Here is a 21,805-nt window from a genome sequence, read left to right as displayed (position 1 = left end):
ATTAAGTTCTTATTCTAAAGGATTTGGATTGGTTTTATCGATCAGTACACACAATAACAGCTATAATTGTCATTGTCTTTTTACTGCAAATAAACATATAAATTAAACGGCTATCTCTGGTTCCCAGAAAACAGCCTCAAAATTCATGATTTGATTATCAACAACAATAACACCTTCACTTTCCAGTAACTGCTGCATGAGATTGGTTCCGTCAAAATGATGTTTCCCTGTGAGCAGTCCCTTTCTGTTAACAACTCTATGAGCAGGGACATCTTCTAGATTATGAGCCGCATTCATAGCCCAGCCAACCATTCTTGCAGAGCGTGCCGCTCCTAAAACTTTAGCAATAGCACCATAAGAAGTGACTTTCCCATAAGGAATTTTCCTTACGACAATATAGACTCTTTCAAAAAAATTATCATTTGCTGCTTCCATTGCGTTTTATCCAAAATATCCCTTAATAAGCTTAAAGAGTGTAACTATGGAAACGAGTCCGGTAAGGGCTCCAATAATATAATTCCCGTTATTGATCAAAAAAGAAGATTTAGTTTCTCTTTTTTTGAAATACACGATATAAAGATAAAAAACTAAAAAGGAACCTGTTACAACACCAACTACAAATGCGTAAATAAAAGGTTCTAAAAAATAAAAATATCCATAAGTAGAAAGTGTAATGGATACAAAAACATAGTATGGTACAGGAAATAAATTCAATGCCGACAGTAACATTCCTAAAAAGAACCGATTGGTCTTGCTGCGTATTTTTGTTTCTGCCTTAGGCAATTTTGTTTTTTTGGCTTTCCAAAAAAAATAAATAGTAAGCCCTATAAAAATAAACAGTCCTATTTCCTGCAGTTTATTAATGACATCAGGATGGCTATTAATAAAATCAGCAAATAATAAGGCTAAAAATGTCTGAAAAAAAACGATTACAGTAGCACCAACAGCAAAAAATATAGCTTCAACTCTACCGTCTTTCAAGCTTACCTTTGCAGCTGTCATATTGATTAGACCGGGAGGTGTAATACCAATAGCAGCAACAATAAATCCGAGAAAAAAAGGCTGTAGTAGCGTCATACTTAATTAGCAGTCTCAGTTTGCAGTCTCAGTTTACAAACTGAAAACCGTTTCTAAGAACTATTTGATTTTAAAACGAATATACGTTATCGCTTTGTTAATTTCCAAATATTGTTTTTCGTAAAATGTCTGAAAAGCGGTAACCTCCTCAGGACTTCCTTCATTTACATACACATTATGATTGGCGTACAAAACTTCATGTCCTTCGCCATGCAACAATCCAAGAGTGTATCCGTGCATGAATTCGCTGTCAGTTTTCAGGTTTACCACACCTTCTTTTTTGAGGATTTTTTTATATAACTGCAGAAATTCCGAATTGGTCATTCTATGTTTTGTTCTCTTGTACTTTATTTGAGGATCTGGAAAAGTAATCCAAATTTCATCCACTTCATTTTCGGCAAAAATATGGTTGATTAATTCGATCTGCGTGCGAATAAAAGCCACATTATGCAATCCTGTTTCAACAGCAGTTTTTGCACCACGCCAAAAACGAGCTCCTTTGATATCGATTCCTACGAAGTTTTTATTTGGATATCTCTCAGCCAAACCAACAGAATATTCACCTTTGCCACAACCCAATTCGAGAACCAATGGATTTTCATTTTTAAAAAAATCTGAATTCCATTTTCCTCTTAGCGGGAATAAATCTCCGACTACTTCTTCCCTAGTTGGTTGAAAAACGTTATTGAATGTTTCGTTTTCTTTGAACCTTTTTAACTTATTTTTACTTCCCACGATATATTTTCAATTTTGGCAAAATTAAGGAATTATATAAGAATGAAGGCTCAAGTACCGAAAAAATCAAAATTATCATTTTGAAATTCCTTTTTGAAGCAATGCATCTTCTATCGGGGCAATGATTTTTACCACTTCATTGGTGTTATCATTTGGAACAGTCATTGATAAAACTTAAGGCAATCTCTAAAAACTATTTTCAGGGTTTTTAAAAGTTAACATAATATATTTACAAAAACTGACGTTATATATCAAATAATAATTAAGAAGTATTATTAAAGCGAATTTAACAATTTACTTCTTTCATTTTACATTATAACTATTTAATAATTAAAATTTTACAGTAATTTTGAAACAAGTAACCTCAATAGAGGTTTTAATCTAAAAACGAAAAAATATGAAATCATTAAAAATCTTATTATTAGGCGCCTTTATAATGTTAGCATCAAACACAATATCGGCACAGAAATGGGGAATTAGAGCGGGTGTCAATTTCTCTGATATCAGCGGAGACGGTTGGGACTCATCAAGCAAAACAGGGCTTTATGCGGGTGTTTACAAAGAAATTCCATTGATAAAAAGCCTGTTGTTTATCCAGCCTGAAGTTCAATACTCTCAGGAAGGGTTTTCTACTAATATTAATGATGTAAAGATAGATTATCTTACAGTGCCCATTTTAGCTAAAATTTATGTTGCTAAATTATTAAGTTTTGAAACTGGTCCTCAATTTGGATTTCTGGTTAACGACAATGATTTTGGCGATGCAAACAGTTTTGTGCCTTCATGGGCTTTCGGAGCATCTTTGAATCTGCCTCTTGGCTTATCCATAAACGCTAGATATGTTTCTGGTTTGGATGACACTTATGATAATCCAACTCTATCAGGAAAAAATCAAGTTATTCAACTAGGTGCCGCTTTTCAATTTTAAAGAAAACTAACTAAATAATTCATTGTTGCTAAAAATGCCTTAAAGTACATATTGCTTTAAGGCATTTTTTTTATTCTCTGCCGTTTCATTTTTTACAAATTTAAAAAACACATAAGAAAGATAAATACGAATGATTTCCAACTATAATAGTATTTGAAAAATAAAATTTAATCATTTTAAACAAAGACTAAAATACACTAAATCAATATTTTGAAAATAAGACCTAATTCATTTTAAAATTATTTTAACAAAAAATTAGGATATTAGAAAAATATATTTAAATCTTTGCAGACGAAAAAATAATTAACCCTTTAAAAACGAAGAACAATGTTTGTATTCAAATCATCATTACAAGGCTTCACACCAGTAGGAATTGGTGCAGCGCATCTTCGTGGCTTATTTCAATCTTAGAAATTCAATTTTATACTATATGAAAAAGCCCGAAGCAATTTAGATTCGGGCTTTTTTGATTTTATTCTAGACTCTTCTCAAAAAATTCCCGAACACAGCACTTTACTTCATCCCAAATGGGATAAGATGCTTTGCCGTTACATTTCCTTTCTGTATTTCGGATTAGGTGATATGTTACGCTGCAAAACAACACGAACAATAAAACGGAGTTCGATTTAAATTTTTCTCTTTTGAGGATGATGACAAAAATGCAAAATGTTTTCATCTAGCCCCGATAGCAGTGAAAATCCTTGTGGACTGGGGTTCAGTCCGCAAGATTGTAACGGAAAGCGGGACTAATGTTTGTTGAAAAACGCAAAATGTTCTGCTTCAAAAATTAATAATCGAACTCAGGTCAATAGTAAAAATTTATGGGAAATAAATTATCGGGAAGAGACCTAATAAAATTGGGCTTCCCTAAAAACAACAGTATCAATATCGCTTTAGGGCAGATAAGCAGGTACCGAAAAAAAGAAAAAAAAGAGCGTATCATCAATGAAGCCAAAGATGTATTGCTCCATCCGGAAAAGTATAAAAATGACGGCACCTGGGGCAAAGTAGCCGAAGGTTTGGTTAATCCTGTAGTGGTGAGAATGCATCAGCTACAGACCACGCGTGCGCCATTCTCGATTTTTGGAGAAAATGAAATCGATGATCAAGCGAAGTTTCAATTGTATGATTCTTTGAAGTTGCCAATTTCTATAGCAGGCGCTTTAATGCCCGATGCACATTCTGGTTATGGACTGCCAATTGGCGGTGTTTTGGCGACAGATAATGCGGTAATTCCGTATGGTGTTGGTGTTGATATTGGATGCCGAATGAGCTTGTCGATATTTGATCTGCCTGCTTCTTTTATCAAAGGAAAAGACCATCAGCTGCAGGCCATTTTGAAAGAGCATACCAAATTTGGAATGAACGAAACACACGCTGTCAAAGCCGATCATGAAGTTTTCAGCCGATCCGAGTTTCAAGATATTCCATTGCTTAAGGGATTACTTTCCAAAGCTTACAAACAATTGGGAACCTCAGGAGGCGGAAACCATTTTGTGGAATTTGGAACCGTACAGCTGGACACCGTTCTGCCGGAATGGAAACTGGAACCGGGCAATTATTTTTGTGTGTTGTCGCACAGCGGTTCTCGCGGCATGGGTGCCAATATTGCAAAACATTACACGTATCTGGCAACCAAGCAATGTCCGTTGCCAAAGAATGTCCAGCATTTGGCTTGGCTCGATTTGAACACGCATGATGGTCAAGAATATTGGCTGGCAATGAATTTAGCGGGAGATTATGCTAAAGCCTGCCACGATGATATTCACCGAAGAGTAGCCAAAGCCATTGGCAAAAGAGTCGTGACAACTATCGAAAACCATCACAACTTTGCTTGGAAAGAAATGGTAAACGGAAAAGAATGCATTGTTCATAGAAAAGGAGCCACTCCTGCCCACGAAGGACAGCTGGGGATTATTCCGGGATCAATGACTGCGCCGGGATTTGTAGTTATGGGAAAAGGCAATCGGGAATCATTGAATTCTGCTTCACATGGGGCAGGAAGATTGTTTTCGAGAGCCAAATGCAAAAGCACTTTTACGCCAAGTGAAATTAAAAAAACATTGAAAGATCATGATGTTCACCTCATCGGTGGCAATGTTGATGAAGCGCCGATGGCCTACAAAAACATTCACAAAGTTATGGCGCTGCAAACCGAACTAGTCACTGTATTAGGAACGTTTACGCCAAAAATTGTCCGCATGGACAGATAAAAATTTAGAGTATGGAAAAAATAATTCAAATAACAGCGGGGCGAGGTCCTGCGGAATGCACTTGGGTAGTTGCCCAAGTGCTTAAAAAAATGTTGGAAGAAGCACAGACTAATCAAATAGAAGCCACTGTTTTGCAAAGAGAAGCCGGAACAGAAAACGGAACTGTTTTAACTGCTTTGATTCTGTTAAAAGGAAAAACTGTGACTGAATTTGTGAACTCTTGGTGTGGCAGCATTCAATGGATTGGACAAAGCAATTTTAGGAAAATGCACAAAAGGAAAAACTGGTTTATCGGTATATTCGAAATGGATGCTTTAGCAATAAAATCCATTTCCGAAAAAGACATCCAGTATCAAGCCATGCGGAGTTCAGGTGCGGGCGGACAGCATGTAAACAAGGTAAGCTCGGCCGTTCGCGCTACACATGTTCCTACGGGATTGAGCACTGTGGCTATGGATTCCCGTTCGCAGCACCAAAACAAAAAACTGGCAACCGAAAGACTGCTTGAAAAATTCAAGGTGTTTGAATTGGAGGAAATCAAGAAGCAAGCCAATAATCAATGGGAAAATCAGCTGAATGTGGTCAGAGGCAATCCAACGAGAACTTTTACCGGATCTGATTTTAAAAATCAAAAAGTAGTCAAGAGCTACAAATCCGAAAGGCAAAAATTAAAAAAACAACTGAATTACGACACTGAATAAATCAGTTCATAATTCTAATTTTAAAACAAAATGAAAACAGTAGATAAATACATTTTTCAGGCATTGGACAATTATCCGTATTGGCTCGAAGGAACCATAGAATCATTGGACTATGCCTTGTCTTATAACGAAAAAGACACAACAGCACTGTGTTTATACGGCAGAGTGCAATCGGAGCAGTTACAGGATTATGAGGAAGCCAAGCGTTACTTTCAGGAAGCGCTGGCCATCAATCTTCATGCTGTTGCGGTGTATCCATATTACTTGGATGCGTTGCTTTGGAATGAAGATTATGAGGAAGCATCGAAGTTAATTGATTTTGCCTTAACCATAAAAGGAACAGACAAAGTCGTCATTCAGCTCAAAAAAGTGATGCTTTTAGAAAAACAGCAGGAAATCATATTGGCTTTGAAACTGCTAAAGGAAATCAGACTTTTGGTAACTGCCAACGATAACTTGCATGAAATAGAAGAAACCGAAAAACGCCTTAAAACCAAAAAGAAATTGCTAGCTCCCAAGAATAAAACAAAATCTGAAAAAGAAGTTCCTGCAAAAGAGAAGAAAAAGAAAGGCAAAAGGAAGTGGTTTTTCTTTTAAACAAATGAGGCTGTCCAGAAAGACAGCCTCATTTTATGTATTTAATAATTTGCTTAATGCACTTTTTGTTTATCGAAAGTAGTGTTGAGCACTTTTTTGATTTTATCCAAAGCTCCGTTAAATGCTTTTTCGATCGAATCAGCATGTTCTGTAACAGCGATTGGCTGCATATTGGCTGGACGCGCTTCTATAAGGCAGCGCTTGTCTCCAAAACCTGATTTGGCACTATTTTCGTCTCCAAAATGCACTTCGATGCGGGTTACTTTATCATCAAAACGGGATAATACTCTTGTGATTTCACTAGAAAAATAAGATTCTAATCTTTCGCTTCCTTCAATATTCTTGTCTGTGTTGATTTGTACTTTCATATTTTGAAATTTATTAATTTTTAATGCTATTCTCAAAGTTAAAAATTATTCCCTAAAACTGCCCTGTTTTAGTAAAACATTATGAAAGAAAAAAGTTATTTTTTGGTTTAAAGGCGGAAGTGCTTTTATAATGAAAAAAGGATAACATTATTTTTGTAGTAAAGCGATTTCTTCCTGAATTACAGCAATACAATCCTCTAGTTTTTTTTCTATTTCCCGACTCCAAAAACGGATTACTTTCCAGTTATGTGATTCCAGATAATTATTGACCTCAATGTCTCTTTGAATATTTCGCGCTATTTTCTTGTGCCAATATTCAATATTCGATTTGATGCGATCTTTTTGGGTTTCCCAGTCCTTGCCGTGGAAGAATTCGCTGTCGACAAATATGGCTATTTTGAGTTTTTTGAAGGTTAAATCAGGGGTGCCAAAAACTTTTCGATTGTTTTTGCGGTAACGGTAGCCGAGATGCCACAAGGCTTTGGCCAATCGCACCTCCGCTTTGGTATTAGTACTGCGGATGGCGCGCATGACTTTGGAACGTTGCTCTGGCGTAAAACAATCCATAGTGTAACAATTTTAAAGCTGTTACTGCAAAGTTAGGGAGATTATCTCGAAAGCTATTTCTTGTGAGCGATGGATACAAAAAATATTTTTATTCCTTCTCTGTTACAATCGAAGAATCTGGATTTTTAGGATACATAATATCGAAGAAATTTTCAAAAGCCTCACAGAGCAAATCTCTGTCAAGTTCAAATAACTCTTTTCTAACGTCCCACCCTTCAATAAACCCTTCATCTTCTTCACAAATTTTCTCTCCGTCAAGTTTTCTAGCTAATATGCCACTTAATAAAACACTATCACAAAAATAATACCGTGGATAATATTTTTGAATGAAAGCCCAATAATCAAATTTACTCTCATCTTCTTTTTCTTGGTTGCTTTTATCTTCAAATTCTTCAATCACTTCATACTCTAACCACCCTATAGCTTCATTAATACCTTCGTAAAACGTATCCCTTTCTGCATCAGTTTCAAAAGTATAATTTTTTAAATTGATGTTTTTTTCGTCATCGGTAAAAGCTTCACCATTATGATACTTTCTTACTTCGTCTTTCCCAAAGATTATTTTAGTATGATAGCCCATCTTAGTTTTAATTTAAAATGAATTTCAATATTAATAGAAACTTGACAATATTTTAGTGCATTATAGATCACATTTTGTAATGTTTGTTAACCTTATATAAAGATAAAATTCAACCCATTCTATAGTAAAACATAAGAAGTATCAACTAATAATTCATTTTATAAAAATATTTTGATGATGATATTCCAAAAATTCTCGTGATGGAAGAAATTTATCTGGCAATATAATAGGTTGATTGTCATAATTTAAAAAGAAATCTGTCACTGCATTTTCTTTTTTATATTCATTTAAATATTTAGATACTTTTATTTTATAATCTGTTGTAACAGTTATAAAGCCTCGGTCAAAAGCTTTGTCATGGATAGAATTTATACATAATCCGTTATGAGGGTTTAATCTAATTTTCTCATCCTTAGCCCAAGGTATAATATGGCTTGCTACCAAAAAATCGGGTATAGACAAGCCTGTAATACAACATTTCAGATTATATGAAGATAGAATTGTTGAACGAAAAAAGCTCTGATTAACTCTTGCTTTTATTATTATTTCTCTTTCTCTTCCTAAAGGTAAATCATCAATATTTATATATGCAGTTTTCTCTATTGGCTCATTAGCAAAATTAGAAATTAGCATTTCACTTTCATACGCAAGATTTTCCCAATTGTTATTAAATTCTTCCCAAACAATTTCATCCAGCTTGCTAGCATTTGCTAATCCTACAATTCCTCTCTTCTTTAATTCAGGGTCAAAACTTCCAAAATTACCAATTTTCATTTTTACTGCATTTGGCTTTCTTCCAATTAACATGGCAATCCGAATAATATCAGGATGATTAGAACTGACTCTGTTAAACGGAATTTTACAATACAGATTTAGTGCTACTATAGTTTGTTCTCTTGTCCAATTTTCTCTTGCCATAAAAACTTTTTTTGAAATTTACAAAAAATAAAATTTAAGCGCACATAAATAAAGTTCAAAAGTACATTAGTCATAACAATTGACCTGCTTACAATTGTCATCATTCATAATTAGTTTTCAACTTGTTTTCAGACAAAAAAAACGCCAATCTTTCGACTGGCGTTTTGAGAGTTTAAGTGTATTATCTAGGTTACTATCTGATTTAATTATTGAGAAGTAGTAATCAAAATATTCAATAGACATCTAGTACGAACAGAAGAGGGATTTAGCCTCATTTTTTAGTTTTGTAACCTCCACTCTTTGGCTTATTAATCAAAATGAGGTGCTAAGCACCCTTACTATTGGTGCTTAGTACCTCTATTATTGGTTCGAAAGACCAATACTATTGGTTCGACCTACCACTGTTATTGGTTCGAAGTACCAATACTATTAGTGCTAACTACCTTTATTATTGGTTCGAAGTACCAATACTATTGGTGTGATTTACCTCTGTTATTGGTTCGAAGTACCAATACTATTGGTACGACCTACCTCTGTTATTGGTTCGAAGTACCACTTCTCTATCGGCACTTCAATTTTAAACAAAAAAAAAACGCCAGTCGAAAGACTGGCGTTTTAAGTAATCTAATATGTTTGTTTTAATTTTCCTCTTCTAAGTTTTCTAATTCCTTTTCTAAAACGGTATCGGTTTTAATTCTCTTAACGGTTTCTTTTCTGGTAACTAATAATGGAATTGCGGCTCCTGCGGATAATGCCAAAATGATAAAACAAGCCGAGAGTCCATTGTTTGCTGTTTCAAAAAAAAGCTTAGAATAAACATCCGGATCTTTTTCGGCAGTTAATTTCATAACACCTACCATGGCTTTATAGGCAAAAAATCCAGGAATCATTGGAATTAATGCCGGAAGCGCAAAGGTCATTGGCGGGGCTTTGCGGTAATGTGCCGCTAAAACGCTTAAAAAACCTATAAGACTCGATCCACAAAAAGCGGCAAAAACCAATCCTATTTCGAGCGAAATCATATAAAATTTGAGCAATCCGCCCAGCGCGGCGATGATGTAAATAACGCCTAAGGTTCGGCGGGGAACATTGAACAATACAGCAAAACCTACTCCTGCACAACCTAACCATATTCCTTTTTCTAATAATGCAAAATCCATTTTAGTGTAAATTAAAAATTAATAATGAAACCATCAATCCTAATGCTATTGCAAAAGCGATAACCAAAACATTTACGCCTCTGGTGGTTCCGTTCAAGATGTTTCCGTCAATAAAATCGGAGAAAGAATTAATCATTGGCACTCCAGGAATCAAAAACAAAACGGAAGTGGATAATGCATGGATGAATTCTCCTCCAGGATTTAAAAAAGAATAAACTCCAACCAAGAAAGAAGAAGTTAAGGATGCAAAAAAGATGCACAGGTAAAAATTAAATTTGAGTTTCATAGTTTCCTGTCTTACAAAAAGCCCCAAGAAACTGCCTAAAAAACAAAGAATCATTTCGGTTAATCCTCCTCCAAACAATCGGCAAAAAGAGGCTCCTGCCAAGGCAACCAAAAAAAGAACTGCAAATCTTGGATACAAAGCTTTGCGGTCCAGTAATTTTAGTTCCTTATTTATACGTTCCAGCGACCATTTTTCTTCTACTATTTTCCAGCTCATCGTACTAATATCAGAGATGAGATTGAAATTAAGATGCATATTGGGCACCCATTTTACGCTGGTGAATGTTTTAATCTGATCTTTATACTTTACGGTAATCATCAAAGCATGATTGGTAATCATTAAATCCGAATCGCAGCAAAAAGCACCAGCGATTCTGCTGATAGTGACTTTGACACGTTCGGTATTGGCTCCTGAAACGATGAGCAAGGAACCTATTTCCAGGAGCATTTCTCCCAGTTCATATTTGTTTGGTTTTGCAATTTCCATATAAATGCGGTTGTTAATTTTACTCTCAAATTTACGGATTTAGCACCTTAAAATAATGATATACATCATGAAAGCATTAATTTATTGAGATAATAAATAACAAGGGATTTCTAACGATTTCGCTTGTCGCAAAGTGAGAAAAACCACAAAAATAAGGCATGGATTAATTTTTTTTGGAGTCTGTTTATTGATTTTTGAGTTTAATTTTAAGATTTGGAAGCTCAAAAAACGTCTTCAGAACGACTCGAGTTTGTGAAAAACGCATTTTTAGACATATCATTTTGAAGAATCATCTTTTTTTTGGGTTTAAAAAAGATAATTTAATCTTTTATACTGTATTTGTGGTTTTTACATTATTGTCAATTCCTGACAAGATTGAGGAAAAACTTTGTGATGAATACTGCAATGGAAATACATAACGAGGCTGCTTCGTTCCCCGCAACAGGGCATTCGCATTTAAAAAAAGTTAAACACAAATTTACACGAATTACAATCTGTTTTAATTACACGAACTCTTAAAACGGGTAGAATTTGTTCAATTCAATTTTTAAAATTTGTGATAATCTGTGTAATTTGTGACAGAAAATTTTAAAAGCGAATGCCCTGTCCTCGCAATGACTTACAGCAAACTTTGGGATAAAATCACTTAATATTTTTCAAATGAAATGTTTCTTATGAAAACTGCAGCCCTAGCCCTGATGGAAGCGAAAAGCCTTTTGAAATAAAATGCCATTTTTCTTGGACAAAAAGAGCGACCAGCGGAAGCTCCTTTTTGTCCTTAGAAAAATGGCAATTTTATGAAAAAGCTTGCAGCGTACAGCAGGATTAAGCTCCTTATTATTATTTTGGCAATGCTGTAAATCCCATATTATAGAGCGTAAAGGCCTGTATGTCGCAGCTTTCCTGAATGGTTGCCGCCAATGATTTTCCAGCTCCATGACCTGCGTTGATATCGATTCTAATTAAAACGGGGTTGGTTCCTGACTGTTTTTCCTGCAGCTCAGCAGCGAATTTAAAGCTGTGTGCTGGAACTACTCTGTCGTCATGATCGCCCGTGGTGACCATAGTCGCGGGATATTGAACGCCTGTTTTTACATTGGCAACCGGCGAATAGATTTTGATATATTCGAACATTTCTTTACTGTCTGCCGAAGTTCCATAATCGAAAGCCCAACCTGCACCCGAGGTAAAGGTGTGGTAGCGCAGCATGTCCATCACGCCCACGGCTGGCAAAGCGACTTTCATCAAATCAGGACGCTGTGTCATGGTAGCTCCAACTAATAATCCGCCATTGGATCCGCCACGAATGGCTAGGAAACTAGAAGATGTGTATTTTTGGGCGATTAGATATTCGGCGGCAGCGATGAAATCATCAAAGACGTTTTGTTTCTGCATTTTGGTTCCTGCATCGTGCCATTTTTTGCCGTATTCTCCGCCTCCGCGAAGGTTGGCCACGGCATAAATACCGCCGTTTTCCATCCAAACCGCATTGGACACGCTAAAAGCAGGCGTCAGGCTAATGTTGAATCCGCCGTATCCGTAAAGAATAGTTGGGTTCTTTCCGTCGAGTTTCAGTCCTTTTTTATGAGTGATGATCATTGGGATTTTCGTCCCGTCTTTGGAAGTGTAAAAAACTTGGGATGATACATAATCCTCGACTTTGAAATCTACTTTTGGTTTCTCATAAACCGCAGATTTTCCAGCTTTTGGTTCGAAAGAATAAATCGTTCCTGGCGTAATATAATTGGTAAATGAATAATAGAGTATTTTTTCGGTTTCTTTCGCTCCAAATCCTGTGGCCGTTCCCAATCCCGGCAATTTAATTTCGCGCACTAATTTACCCGAATATTCATATTGCTTAACAATCGAGACAGCATCTTTCATATAATTGGCGAAGATGTAACCAGCCCCTGTGGTTGGCGTCAAAACGTTTTCGGTTTCGGGAATTACGTCTTTCCAGTATTCAGGTTTTGGATTGCTGACATCTACACTCACAATTCGTTTGTTGGGAGCATTTAGGTCGGTTTCTATGAATAATTTACTGCCTTCGTTTTCAATGATAGTGCTGTCACTGCCAAAATTATCGACAATCGTTACAATAGGACTGTTTGGCTTGGTCAAATCCTGAATATACAATTCGTTTCCATAAGTAGCATTAGATGCAGTGATTACCAGATAATGATTGTCTTCGGTAACATATCCGCCCACATAACGGCGTTTTTGGTCTGCGCCAAAGATAACCTGATCATCTTTTTGGGCTGTTCCCAGTTTATGGTAATACAGTTTATGCTGATCGGTTTTGGCCGAGAGTTCGCTTCCTTTTGGCTTGTCATAACTGGAATAATAAAATCCTTCGTTGCCTTTCCAAGAAACACCGCTAAACTTGATATCGACCAAGGTGTCTTCGAGCTTTTTGAAATTATTGACATCCATCAAAATTACTTTTCGCCAGTCGCTTCCTCCTTCGGAAATGGAATAGGCTACTTTAGAACCGTCTTTAGAAAAATCGACTCCGCCTAATGAAGTCGTTCCTAATTTTGAAAAAGTATTCGGATCCAAGAAGATTTCTTCTTTGCCTTTATCATTTTTTCGATACAAAACAGACTGATTCTGCAGTCCGTTGTTTTTGTAATAATAAATAAAATTTCCTTCCTTGAATGGTGCGCTTATTTTTTCGTAGTTCCAAAGTTTTTCGAGTCTGGATTTCAAAGCGTCTCTAAAAGGTATTTGGGACAGATAATCATAAGTAACTTTATTCTGCTCTTTCACCCAAGCGCCTGTCTCGGCCGATTTATCGTCTTCGAGCCAACGATAGGGATCGCTTACTTTGGTATCGAAATAAACATCAACTGTTTCGCCTTTTGCTGTTTTTGGATAGGTTATTGGAGTTGCTTTTTGGGTTTGCCCCAAAGAAGTCAATGAAGTAGATACGGCCATCAGAAATAGGATTTTTTTCATTTTGAAGTTAGATTAAGTACCTAACAAAATAAGGAAAGTTTTTTGAGAAATTAAAGTTAAAAATCAGTTTTAACTTTAAAAAAACTAAAATTTATGGAGAATAGAACTGTTTTACTGAAGATATTACAGGTATTGTTTTTTTAAAGCCATCAAAGAAATAAGTTAAGTCTTAATGAACCTTAATCTCTTAATGATTCAATATTTTTTAATATGACTATCCGTAACTAATACCAAGCAGATAGAATTAGCCACAGATTAAAAAGATTTACACAGATTTTTCAAAAAGTGTAATGAAATCTGTGAGAATCTGTGTAATCAGTGGCAAAAAAACATACATGGTACTCTTTGCGGACATTCATATTTTTTAAAACCTATTTTTAACGAAAAGGCATAAAAAAACCCAAACATTGTTCGGGTTTAATGTGTGGAGAATATCGGATTCGAACCGACCACCTCTTGCCTGCCAGGCAAGCGCTCTAGCCAAATGAGCTAATCCCCCAGCTTGATGGCGCAAATATAAGATATAATTATAGGAATATGCAAATTTCAAAAAGACTATTCTTCAAATCCAAAAATAATACCATTTTGCTTCGGTTACTTTTTTAACTTTACATCAAAATACGTCTTATGCTGACATCTGATAAAAACGGAACACTCTTAACAGTCATCGAAAACAAAATAGCTACAGTGCAGTTTGGACATCCTGCCAGTAATTCTTTTCCAAGAGTATTACTGGATCGATTAACAAACGAGCTTACTTATTTGAGTGACAACGAAGAGGTTTCAGTAATTGTTTTAAAAAGTGAAGGAACAGGAGCGTTTTGTGCTGGTGCTTCCTTTGATGAATTACTGGCTGTGAGTACATTTGATGAAGGAACTCGTTTTTTTACCGGATTTGCTAATTTGATTAATGCAATGCGTTCCTGCAAAAAAATAATCATCGGGCGTATTCAGGGCAAAGCTGTGGGCGGAGGTGTTGGTATCATTGCCGCTTGTGACTATGCAATGGCAGCTCAAGACAGCAGTATTAAATTATCCGAATTAGCGATTGGAATTGGTCCTTTTGTGATAGAACCCGCCGTGAGCAGAAAAATAGGCAAAATGGCAATGTCCGAAATGACTTTGGCAGCACACGAATGGAAAACAGCTGCATGGGCTTTCCAAAAAGGATTATATGCTAAAATTCTGGAAACATCAGAAGATCTTGACATTGAAATAGCTTCTTTCTCCAAAAAACTAGCCAATTACAATCCAGAAGCACTTACCGAAATGAAAAAAGTGTTTTGGGAAGGAACAGCACATTGGAACAAATTACTAAAAGAAAGAGCTGCAATTTCAGGTAAATTAGTCCTTTCTGATTTTACAAAAAATGCTTTAATTAAATAATAATGACAACTTTAATCTTATTGCTTCAAAAGGTAAACATTGAAGAAAAAATTAAAAATGCCCCTAATGACGGCTATCAAATAGGTGTTCTTATCGGCTCTTACTTACCATTCATTATATTGGTTTTATTAGCCTATTGGACTTACCATCGAGCCAAAAACAGAAAAGAATAACTCATTAAAAAATAGCTTTTCTTTGAAAAAAATAATTCTTTTTGGTGTTATCCTCTGTTTCTGTATTTCCTGCCAGCAGCAGGAACAGCCTGTAATTTCTTTTTATTATTGGAAAACTATTTTCAGGCTTTCGCCAAAAGAAAAAACCACCTTGACTGAAAACGAAGTCAAGAGACTTTACATTCGGTATTTTGATATTGATCTTAGCCCGCAAACTGAAAAACCATATCCAAGAACTCCAATCCGTTTTGAAGATACTGCCAGTAATTTCGAAATCGTTCCAGTGATTTACATCAAAAATAAAGTGATGCTGGACAAAAAATTAGATGTGATGGATTTGGCAGAAAAAGCAAATAGTTTCATTCAGCAAATCAACTCCAAAAACAATATAGCCGTCCACGAAATCCAAATCGATTGCGATTGGACGCTGGAGAGCAAAGGCAATTACTTGCGGTTTATTGAAGTTTTTAGAAAGGTTTCCAATAAAAAACTCTCTGCAACCATACGCTTGCATCAGGTAAAATATTTCAAAAAAACAAAAATTCCAAATGTCGATCGTGGTGTGCTGATGTATTACAATATGGGCAAAATAGCTCCCGATTCTCTAAATTCGATATACGACCGCAACATTGCAAACCGTTATTTATCGAGTCTTCAAAATTATCCGTTGCCCATAAACATTGCGTTGCCCCTTTATTCGTGGGGAATTCATATAAGAGATGGTAAAATAATTGGCCTTCGGAACAAAATTGACATTAATAATTTAAAAAATAACAATAGTTTTGTTCCTACAAAAAAGAATTGGTTTACCGTTAAAAATTCCAACTTTACAGCAGGTGTTTTTTATAAACAAAATGACCAATTAAAAATAGAAACTATATCACGAAATGATTTGCTCGAAATGGCAGATGATATCGAGGAAAATACAACTCAAAATCCAAAGGAAATAATCTTTTACGATTTAGACGAATTCAATTTAAAAAATTATGAAAAAAACATTTTTAAAGAAGTTACTGATTGTTTTTAGTGCACTGACCCTTTTAGTTTACGGAACTATTTATGCCTGTTCAGATGGTGATTGGGGCTGGTCGTTTGATTCTAATTTCACTCCCGAAACTTTTGTCGATAAATCCTATTCGCCACTGTTTTTATCTTCTGATGTTTTTTACGGAATTGGTTTCGATACAGAACATCTTACGAGATTCAACAGCGAAAATATCAAAGATTGGTCAGCTTATTTAGAAAACAGAATTAACGAAAAAGATTTGAATTTTTTCTTGACAGATTCCAGCAGTGCTGATGTTGCCGATTTATTTATGTACTACAAAAAAGGAAAAGCCAATAAAACATCTGAAAAATGGAATAAAAAAATAAAATTAGATGATTCTAAAACCAAAGACTTTCTGTTCTTTTTGAATGATGCTCAAATAGTTGAGACTTATTCTACCCAACGCTTCGATTCATGGGGTTATGATGAAACTGTAAAAAAACAAGTTATATCCGATCTCAAATGGATCAAATCATTAGAACAAAAATATAATGAAACCAAAGATCCTTTCCTAAAAAACAGATATTGGTTTTTGACTGTAAAAGCTAATTTTTATAGTGACAAACCAGCAAATGGGATCACTTTCTTTAACCAAACCGAAAAAGCAGCACCCAAAAACACTTTGTATTACAGAGCATTGGCATATTTGGCCGGGATTGAATACAGACAAAAAAACTATGCCAAATCCAATTTCCTTTATAGTAAGGTTTTTGACAAATGCCCAACAATGCGTGTAGTTTCGGCTTATTGCTTTCATCCACAGGAAGAAAAAGATTGGAAACAATCCTTAGGAATGGCTAAAACCGATGAAGAGAAAGCGGCTCTTTGGGCGATACATGGCTATTATAATGACGAAGAAAAAGCTATTGCCGAAATCTATAAACTGCAGCCAAAAAGCCCTCATATTGATTATTTACTGACCCGATTAATCAATAATCAAGAAAACAAAATAGACCGTTCTTTTAAAGACAAAACCGTTCTTGAAAACAAAAAAAGAGCCAAAGACAGCATCCGTAAAACGGCTATTAACTTGGTTGCCAAAATTGCAGAATCCAACAAAACTGTGCAACCGTATTTATGGAATGTAGCTGCAGGCTATCTGGAAACCTTAAACGGAAATTTCAAGCAAGCGGACAAAAACTTTAATGAAGCCGAAAACAAAATGCCAAAAACTCCTTTGGCTGTCAGTCAGGTTCGGGTATTGCGATTGGTCAACAACCTCAGCAAAATTGACCAGCTGAATCCTGAAAATGAGAAAACAATCCTTGCCGATTTGTCTTGGTTATATTTGGAACTGCCTAAAAAACCGATTGATGATTTCCGATATGAAAATGCTACAGCTTGGAGCCAAAATTATTTGGCATCACTATACCGTTCGCAAAAAAATACGGTAATGACCGAGATTTTCAACCATGAATCTGGTTATTATGACAATGAAAAACAACTGCTGGAAATGAAGGCCTTTTTGTCCAAAACCAACAAAACCGAAATTGAAAAAATTGGAGCTTCCATCTATTCCATACAATTGGCAGATATTAACTATTTTCAAGCGGTTAAAGCCACTTTCCAGAACAAAATTCCCGAGGCCATTGCTTTCATGAAACAATCGGATAAGTTACAAAACACTGTTTTTTATGGCAATCCATTCCTCGGAAACATCAAAGACTGTCACGATTGTGATCATCAGGCGCCACAAAAAAAGAAATATACCATGCTTGATTTCCTTACGATTATTCAAAAATTACAGGAGAATGTTGCCAAACAAACCGATGTTTACAACAACAGTATTTTACTCGGAAATGCTTTTTACAACATCACGCATTTTGGTAACGCCCGTCTTTTTCATGAAGGAAATATTGCCGGATATGGTTCAAGCCCCGATTATTTCAGAGATCCAATTAGAGACATGATTATCAATTGTTCTTTGGCGAAAGCCTATTATCAAAAAGCATCTGCATCTGCTAAAAACAACGAGCAAAAAGCCAAAACACAATATATGATTGCCAAATGTGAACGCAACGAATATTATAACAAAAAATATTATTCGCTTAATTTATCGACTTGGGACATTCAGGATGATCAGACCAATTTTATCGCTTGGCAGGGTTTCAAAAGCCTTAAAACCAATTATTCAAAAACTAAGTACTATAACGAAATTATCAACGAATGCGGGTATTTTAAAACCTATGTTCAAAAATAATTACAGTTTTCATTAATAGATTAGGTCGCCAAAGTTAGTTTGGGCGTGCCACCATAAAGCAAAAGGACCAAATCACAGTACTGGTGAATCGGTTCCTTTTCTTTATGCTGTCAGGCTGTCCGCGTTACTTCGGTAACTTGCTTCCATCCTTCACGTACATAAACAAGATCTTTTAGTTTAATCCAGAAATTCAGTTTCCAAATAAAAACTAAGACTTTGACGGCTCTTCTTCCAAGTGTCCATCGCTTTTGCTCTAAAGTATGCTGTGTTTATTGGCGAAGCTGCTACTGTTGAAATAGAAAAAAATTTACTTTTTTCATCTTTCTTTATACTTTCAAGCCATTGTATTGAAACAGCCACTTCACCTATATCTTTTTTAAAATAGATTTTATAAGGTTCTAAATCAACCTTAAATCGTCCCAAATAGCTGTCTTTGATCTCGAAAATAATATCTTTTTGAACAATTAAATCTGTCGGCAAGTCATTCACTATTTTGTAAAAATTAATTCTAAATTTAAGAGAAGCAAAATCATTCGTAGTAATATCAAAATTTAAGTCTTTTATATGGCAATTACTGTTTATTTTTAGCTTCATACCATTTTCTTTACTCAATCTGTCGTCAACATTTCCCCCAGAATTCGAATTCGGTAAACTTAACCCTTTGGTTTCCCTTCCTATTTTTTCCGGTTTTAATTTAATTTTATTTGAACTAACCACAACTTCATTCAACTCCATCTGTTCTGGTGAAAGTAAAATGATATTATTTTCTTTATTTAGTTCCGAAACCAAATATTTTTCGGGTTTAAAACCAACATAAAAAAAAGTAACAGTATCATTTGGTTTGACTGCATCATTCAAAACAAGATTAAAAAATCCTTCGGCATTTGATACCGTACCGACTGTTTTGTTTGCAATCCCAATGTTTACATATGCTAAGTTAGATTTAGAATTTCGGACTTCTCCAACTATTTTTTTTGTTTGCCCATAACAATTAAAATTTATAATTAAAATAGTAAGGGAGATAATTAGTATCTTCATTTTTAAAATTTAAAGATCATTACCTACGAATATATAAATTAAAATCAAGAATGCGCCATCGCCATACAAAGAATACTGATTTTTACTCCGGGAATTTTTAGCAATGCCTTCGAACAGGCTTCGAGGGTGGCTCCGGTGGTCAAAACATCATCAATTAAGAGATAATGTTTATTAGTGTCTTTTTCGGAAAAAGAAACATCAAAAACCGTTTCAATTCCTTCCGTTCTTCCCAAAAAGCTTTTCTTTGACTGTGTTTTAGAATATACTTTCCGCATCAGAATGGAATCATTCAATGGGATTTTAAAATTTTCGGACAAAGCCATTCCAAAATTCGTAACCTGATTGTAGCCACGTTCTTTCAAACGCTTTTTATGTAATGGAACTGGGATAATCACATCTATATCTTTTGGAAGCGGACTGTTATTTAAATCGGATGCATACCATTCGCCCAAAAAAGTGCCTATTTCTTCATGTCCTTTGTATTTCAGATTATGAATTAGTTCCTGAACCATTCCTTTTTTATGAAAATACAAAAAAGCCGATACGTATTCCACTGGAATCCGTCCATAAAACTTTTTGAAAGCTTCATTTTCGGGATTCAAATGATGATTCGTCAAAGGCAGTTCATGACGGCAAACCGTACAAACTATGTGTTCATTAGTGCCTATAAATGATTTACAGCCAGCGCAAACCTTTGGGAAAAATAAATTAATCAGGGATTTAAACATAAAAAAGTTGATTTATCCATAAAAATAAGAAAACCATATATTCAAACTTCATTTTTTTTCTTTTTTTAATTTCCCTTTTTATATTTTTGCACCACTATGGCAAAACAAGAAGATTTATTTAAGAATGTAGTTTCGCACGCAAAAGAATACGGATTTATTTTTCCGTCAAGCGAAATATACGATGGTTTAAGTGCAGTCTATGATTATGCACAAAACGGAGTAGAATTAAAAAAGAACATACGCGAATATTGGTGGAAATCGATGGTTCAAATGAACGATAACATCGTAGGACTGGACGCAGCGATATTGATGCACCCAACAACCTGGAAAGCATCTGGTCACGTTGATGCCTTCAACGATCCATTGATAGACAATAAAGATTCCAAAAGAAGATACAGGGCCGATGTTTTGATTGAAGATTATGCTGAAAAGCTAAATCTAAAAGCGAAAAAAGAAATCGAAAAAGCGAAAGCTCGTTTTGGAGACGCTTTCAACGAACAAGAATTCATCACAACTAATGCTAGAGTAGTAGAATATCTGGCTAAAGAAAGAGAAATTTTGGAAAGAATGGGTCGTTCATTAGGAGCTGGCGACTTAGAAGATGTAAAAGCATTAATCGAAGAACTGGAAATTGCAGATCCTGAAACAGGTTCTAGAAACTGGACTGAAGTGCGTCAATTCAACTTGATGTTCGGCACCAAACTAGGAGCTTCTGCAGATACGGCAATGGATTTATACTTACGTCCAGAAACAGCACAAGGTATTTTTGTGAATTTCCTAAACGTGCAAAAATCTGGAAGAATGAAAGTTCCTTTTGGGATTGCACAAACTGGAAAAGCCTTTAGAAACGAAATTGTAGCCAGACAATTCATCTTCCGTATGCGTGAATTTGAACAAATGGAAATGCAGTTTTTTGTGCGCCCAGGCGAAGAAATGCAATGGTATGAACATTGGAAAACCACTCGTTTGAACTGGCATTTATCCTTAGGTTTAGGAAGAGAAAATTACCGTTTTCATGATCACGAAAAATTGGCACACTATGCCAATGCAGCAGCCGATATTGAATTCAACTTCCCGTTTGGTTTCAAAGAATTGGAAGGTATTCACTCACGTACTGATTTTGACTTAAAAGCTCACGAACAATATTCAGGCAGAAAATTACAGTATTTTGATCCTGAACTGAATGAAAACTACGTTCCTTATGTGGTGGAAACTTCAGTAGGGCTGGACAGAATGTTCTTGGCGGTTTTCGCGACTTCGTTAAAAGAAGAAACACTGGAAGACGGTTCAACCAGAACAGTATTGAAATTACCAGCAGTTTTGGCTCCGACAAAAGCTGCCGTTTTGCCATTAATTAAAAGAGACGGATTACCTGAAATTTCCAAAAAAATCATTGATGATTTGAAATGGGATTTCAATGTATCTTATGACGAAAAAGATGCAGTAGGTCGTCGTTACAGAAGACAAGATGCTTTAGGAACTCCTTTCTGTATCACTGTAGATCACCAAACTGTGGAAGATCAAACAGTAACGATTCGTCATAGAGACACAATGAAACAAGATCGTGTTGCTATCTCTGAATTGAAATCTATTATCGAAAATGAAGTTTCGATGAAAAATTGGCTGATGAAAATGTAATCATAACATTACAACCTATT

21 protein-coding genes and 1 tRNA gene are annotated in these 21,805 nt (G+C 35.4%); 9 read left to right on the top strand and 13 right to left on the bottom strand.

Annotated features, from left to right (window positions below; genetic code table 11):
- Window positions 1-102: 102 nt before the first annotated feature.
- From CLU83_RS18340 to trmB, 3 genes are read right to left on the bottom strand one after another with little or no spacing between them, the layout of a single operon-like run.
- Window positions 103-435, bottom strand: coding sequence for an MGMT family protein (locus CLU83_RS18340; protein ID WP_100432951.1), 333 nt, complete (start codon window positions 433-435; stop codon window positions 103-105).
- Between the two features lie 6 nt (window positions 436-441).
- Window positions 442-1,077: a LysE family transporter gene (locus CLU83_RS18335; RefSeq protein ID WP_100432950.1), complete on the bottom strand. Its 636-nt coding sequence runs from the start codon at window positions 1,075-1,077 to the stop codon at window positions 442-444.
- A 60-nt stretch (window positions 1,078-1,137) separates the two neighbouring features.
- A complete protein-coding gene (gene trmB, locus CLU83_RS18330) occupies window positions 1,138-1,812 on the bottom strand; it encodes a tRNA (guanosine(46)-N7)-methyltransferase TrmB (RefSeq protein ID WP_077374042.1) in 675 nt (224 codons plus the stop codon).
- 397 nt (window positions 1,813-2,209) lie between these two features.
- On the opposite strand from trmB, the gene CLU83_RS18325 reads away from it, so the two are divergent.
- From CLU83_RS18325 to CLU83_RS18310, 4 genes are all read left to right on the top strand, one after another.
- Entirely contained in the window at window positions 2,210-2,740 is a 531-nt protein-coding gene (locus CLU83_RS18325) for a porin family protein (protein WP_100432949.1), read from the top strand.
- An 821-nt stretch (window positions 2,741-3,561) separates the two neighbouring features.
- Window positions 3,562-4,953, top strand: a complete 1,392-nt coding sequence (locus CLU83_RS18320) for an RtcB family protein (RefSeq protein ID WP_100432948.1) — start codon at window positions 3,562-3,564, stop codon at window positions 4,951-4,953.
- An 11-nt stretch (window positions 4,954-4,964) separates the two neighbouring features.
- Window positions 4,965-5,654, top strand: coding sequence for a peptide chain release factor H (gene prfH / locus CLU83_RS18315; protein WP_100432947.1), 690 nt, complete (start codon window positions 4,965-4,967; stop codon window positions 5,652-5,654).
- A 30-nt stretch (window positions 5,655-5,684) separates the two neighbouring features.
- Window positions 5,685-6,251 (top strand): hypothetical protein, encoded by a 567-nt coding sequence (locus tag CLU83_RS18310; protein WP_100432946.1) that lies wholly within the window; start codon window positions 5,685-5,687, stop codon window positions 6,249-6,251.
- A gap of 53 nt (window positions 6,252-6,304) precedes the next feature.
- Here CLU83_RS18310 and CLU83_RS18305 read toward each other — a convergent pair whose 3' ends face one another.
- The 8 genes from CLU83_RS18305 to CLU83_RS18270 all read right to left on the bottom strand — a co-directional run bounded on the left by CLU83_RS18305 (window position 6,305) and on the right by CLU83_RS18270 (window position 14,073).
- On the bottom strand, window positions 6,305-6,619 hold the full coding sequence (locus CLU83_RS18305) for an HPF/RaiA family ribosome-associated protein (protein ID WP_100432945.1): 315 nt from the start codon (window positions 6,617-6,619) through the stop codon (window positions 6,305-6,307).
- Between the two features lie 147 nt (window positions 6,620-6,766).
- Window positions 6,767-7,186 carry a very short patch repair endonuclease gene (locus CLU83_RS18300; protein ID WP_100432944.1) on the bottom strand — a complete coding sequence of 140 codons (420 nt, stop codon included), beginning with the start codon at window positions 7,184-7,186 and terminating at the stop codon, window positions 6,767-6,769.
- An 88-nt stretch (window positions 7,187-7,274) separates the two neighbouring features.
- Window positions 7,275-7,766 carry a hypothetical protein gene (locus CLU83_RS18295; protein WP_100432943.1) on the bottom strand — a complete coding sequence of 164 codons (492 nt, stop codon included), beginning with the start codon at window positions 7,764-7,766 and terminating at the stop codon, window positions 7,275-7,277.
- 153 nt (window positions 7,767-7,919) lie between these two features.
- A complete protein-coding gene (locus tag CLU83_RS18290) occupies window positions 7,920-8,684 on the bottom strand; it encodes an HNH endonuclease (RefSeq protein ID WP_100432942.1) in 765 nt (254 codons plus the stop codon).
- Window positions 8,685-9,322: 638 nt separating this feature from the next.
- A complete protein-coding gene (locus CLU83_RS18285; RefSeq protein ID WP_100432941.1) occupies window positions 9,323-9,844 on the bottom strand; it encodes a threonine/serine exporter family protein in 522 nt (173 codons plus the stop codon).
- A 1-nt stretch (window position 9,845) separates the two neighbouring features.
- Window positions 9,846-10,616, bottom strand: a complete 771-nt coding sequence (locus CLU83_RS18280) for a threonine/serine exporter ThrE family protein (protein WP_100432940.1) — start codon at window positions 10,614-10,616, stop codon at window positions 9,846-9,848.
- Between the two features lie 840 nt (window positions 10,617-11,456).
- Complete coding sequence (locus CLU83_RS18275) at window positions 11,457-13,574, bottom strand: prolyl oligopeptidase family protein (RefSeq protein WP_100432939.1); 2,118 nt, start codon at window positions 13,572-13,574, stop codon at window positions 11,457-11,459.
- A 425-nt stretch (window positions 13,575-13,999) separates the two neighbouring features.
- Window positions 14,000-14,073 (bottom strand) — tRNA-Ala (locus CLU83_RS18270).
- Between the two features lie 128 nt (window positions 14,074-14,201).
- On the opposite strand from CLU83_RS18270, the gene CLU83_RS18265 reads away from it, so the two are divergent.
- The 4 genes from CLU83_RS18265 to CLU83_RS18255 are packed head-to-tail and all read left to right on the top strand — an operon-like array spanning window position 14,202 to window position 18,381.
- Window positions 14,202-14,960: an enoyl-CoA hydratase/isomerase family protein gene (locus tag CLU83_RS18265; RefSeq protein WP_100432938.1), complete on the top strand. Its 759-nt coding sequence runs from the start codon at window positions 14,202-14,204 to the stop codon at window positions 14,958-14,960.
- A gap of 2 nt (window positions 14,961-14,962) precedes the next feature.
- Window positions 14,963-15,133, top strand: coding sequence for a hypothetical protein (locus tag CLU83_RS22310; RefSeq protein WP_198512312.1), 171 nt, complete (start codon window positions 14,963-14,965; stop codon window positions 15,131-15,133).
- 22 nt (window positions 15,134-15,155) lie between these two features.
- Window positions 15,156-16,160 (top strand): hypothetical protein, encoded by a 1,005-nt coding sequence (locus CLU83_RS18260; RefSeq protein ID WP_100432937.1) that lies wholly within the window; start codon window positions 15,156-15,158, stop codon window positions 16,158-16,160.
- The gene (locus CLU83_RS18255; RefSeq protein ID WP_100432936.1) at window positions 16,120-18,381 is read left to right on the top strand and encodes a hypothetical protein; all 2,262 of its coding nucleotides are present in this window, start codon (window positions 16,120-16,122) and stop codon (window positions 18,379-18,381) included. Before CLU83_RS18260 ends, CLU83_RS18255 begins: the two co-directional genes overlap by 41 nt.
- A 177-nt stretch (window positions 18,382-18,558) precedes the next feature.
- Here CLU83_RS18255 and CLU83_RS18250 read toward each other — a convergent pair whose 3' ends face one another.
- On the bottom strand, window positions 18,559-19,419 hold the full coding sequence (locus CLU83_RS18250) for a carboxypeptidase-like regulatory domain-containing protein (RefSeq protein WP_100432935.1): 861 nt from the start codon (window positions 19,417-19,419) through the stop codon (window positions 18,559-18,561).
- A gap of 44 nt (window positions 19,420-19,463) precedes the next feature.
- A complete protein-coding gene (locus CLU83_RS18245; RefSeq protein ID WP_100432934.1) occupies window positions 19,464-20,147 on the bottom strand; it encodes a ComF family protein in 684 nt (227 codons plus the stop codon).
- Window positions 20,148-20,243: 96 nt separating this feature from the next.
- Between CLU83_RS18245 and CLU83_RS18240 the strand changes: the two genes are divergently transcribed.
- The gene (locus CLU83_RS18240; protein WP_100432933.1) at window positions 20,244-21,785 is read left to right on the top strand and encodes a glycine--tRNA ligase; all 1,542 of its coding nucleotides are present in this window, start codon (window positions 20,244-20,246) and stop codon (window positions 21,783-21,785) included.
- The last annotated feature ends 20 nt before the right edge of the window (window positions 21,786-21,805 follow it).

Origin of the sequence: Flavobacterium sp. 1, assembly GCF_002797935.1 — a bacterium.
In the GTDB taxonomy this organism is placed as follows: Bacteria; Bacteroidota; Bacteroidia; order Flavobacteriales; family Flavobacteriaceae; genus Flavobacterium.
The sequence above is the reverse complement of the archived record's forward strand: the minus strand, read 5'-3'. Positions and strand labels throughout refer to the sequence as shown.

Excerpts from the sequence above, each read along its gene's own strand:
- CLU83_RS22310 (WP_198512312.1), top strand. The coding sequence starts at position 14,963 with ATGACAACTTTAATCTTATTGCTTCAAAAGGTAAACATTGAAGAAAAA.
- CLU83_RS18250 (WP_100432935.1), bottom strand. The coding sequence starts at position 19,419 with ATGAAGATACTAATTATCTCCCTTACTATTTTAATTATAAATTTTAAT.
- CLU83_RS18255 (WP_100432936.1), top strand. The coding sequence starts at position 16,120 with ATGAAAAAAACATTTTTAAAGAAGTTACTGATTGTTTTTAGTGCACTG.
- CLU83_RS18325 (WP_100432949.1), top strand. The coding sequence starts at position 2,210 with ATGAAATCATTAAAAATCTTATTATTAGGCGCCTTTATAATGTTAGCA.
- prfH (WP_100432947.1), top strand. The coding sequence starts at position 4,965 with ATGGAAAAAATAATTCAAATAACAGCGGGGCGAGGTCCTGCGGAATGC.
- CLU83_RS18310 (WP_100432946.1), top strand. The coding sequence starts at position 5,685 with ATGAAAACAGTAGATAAATACATTTTTCAGGCATTGGACAATTATCCG.
- CLU83_RS18300 (WP_100432944.1), bottom strand. The coding sequence starts at position 7,186 with ATGGATTGTTTTACGCCAGAGCAACGTTCCAAAGTCATGCGCGCCATC.
- CLU83_RS18305 (WP_100432945.1), bottom strand. The coding sequence starts at position 6,619 with ATGAAAGTACAAATCAACACAGACAAGAATATTGAAGGAAGCGAAAGA.
- CLU83_RS18275 (WP_100432939.1), bottom strand. The coding sequence starts at position 13,574 with ATGAAAAAAATCCTATTTCTGATGGCCGTATCTACTTCATTGACTTCT.
- CLU83_RS18245 (WP_100432934.1), bottom strand. The coding sequence starts at position 20,147 with ATGTTTAAATCCCTGATTAATTTATTTTTCCCAAAGGTTTGCGCTGGC.
- CLU83_RS18290 (WP_100432942.1), bottom strand. The coding sequence starts at position 8,684 with ATGGCAAGAGAAAATTGGACAAGAGAACAAACTATAGTAGCACTAAAT.
- CLU83_RS18265 (WP_100432938.1), top strand. The coding sequence starts at position 14,202 with ATGCTGACATCTGATAAAAACGGAACACTCTTAACAGTCATCGAAAAC.
- CLU83_RS18240 (WP_100432933.1), top strand. The coding sequence starts at position 20,244 with ATGGCAAAACAAGAAGATTTATTTAAGAATGTAGTTTCGCACGCAAAA.
- CLU83_RS18280 (WP_100432940.1), bottom strand. The coding sequence starts at position 10,616 with ATGGAAATTGCAAAACCAAACAAATATGAACTGGGAGAAATGCTCCTG.
- CLU83_RS18320 (WP_100432948.1), top strand. The coding sequence starts at position 3,562 with ATGGGAAATAAATTATCGGGAAGAGACCTAATAAAATTGGGCTTCCCT.
- CLU83_RS18335 (WP_100432950.1), bottom strand. The coding sequence starts at position 1,077 with ATGACGCTACTACAGCCTTTTTTTCTCGGATTTATTGTTGCTGCTATT.
- CLU83_RS18340 (WP_100432951.1), bottom strand. The coding sequence starts at position 435 with ATGGAAGCAGCAAATGATAATTTTTTTGAAAGAGTCTATATTGTCGTA.
- CLU83_RS18285 (WP_100432941.1), bottom strand. The coding sequence starts at position 9,844 with ATGGATTTTGCATTATTAGAAAAAGGAATATGGTTAGGTTGTGCAGGA.
- CLU83_RS18295 (WP_100432943.1), bottom strand. The coding sequence starts at position 7,766 with ATGGGCTATCATACTAAAATAATCTTTGGGAAAGACGAAGTAAGAAAG.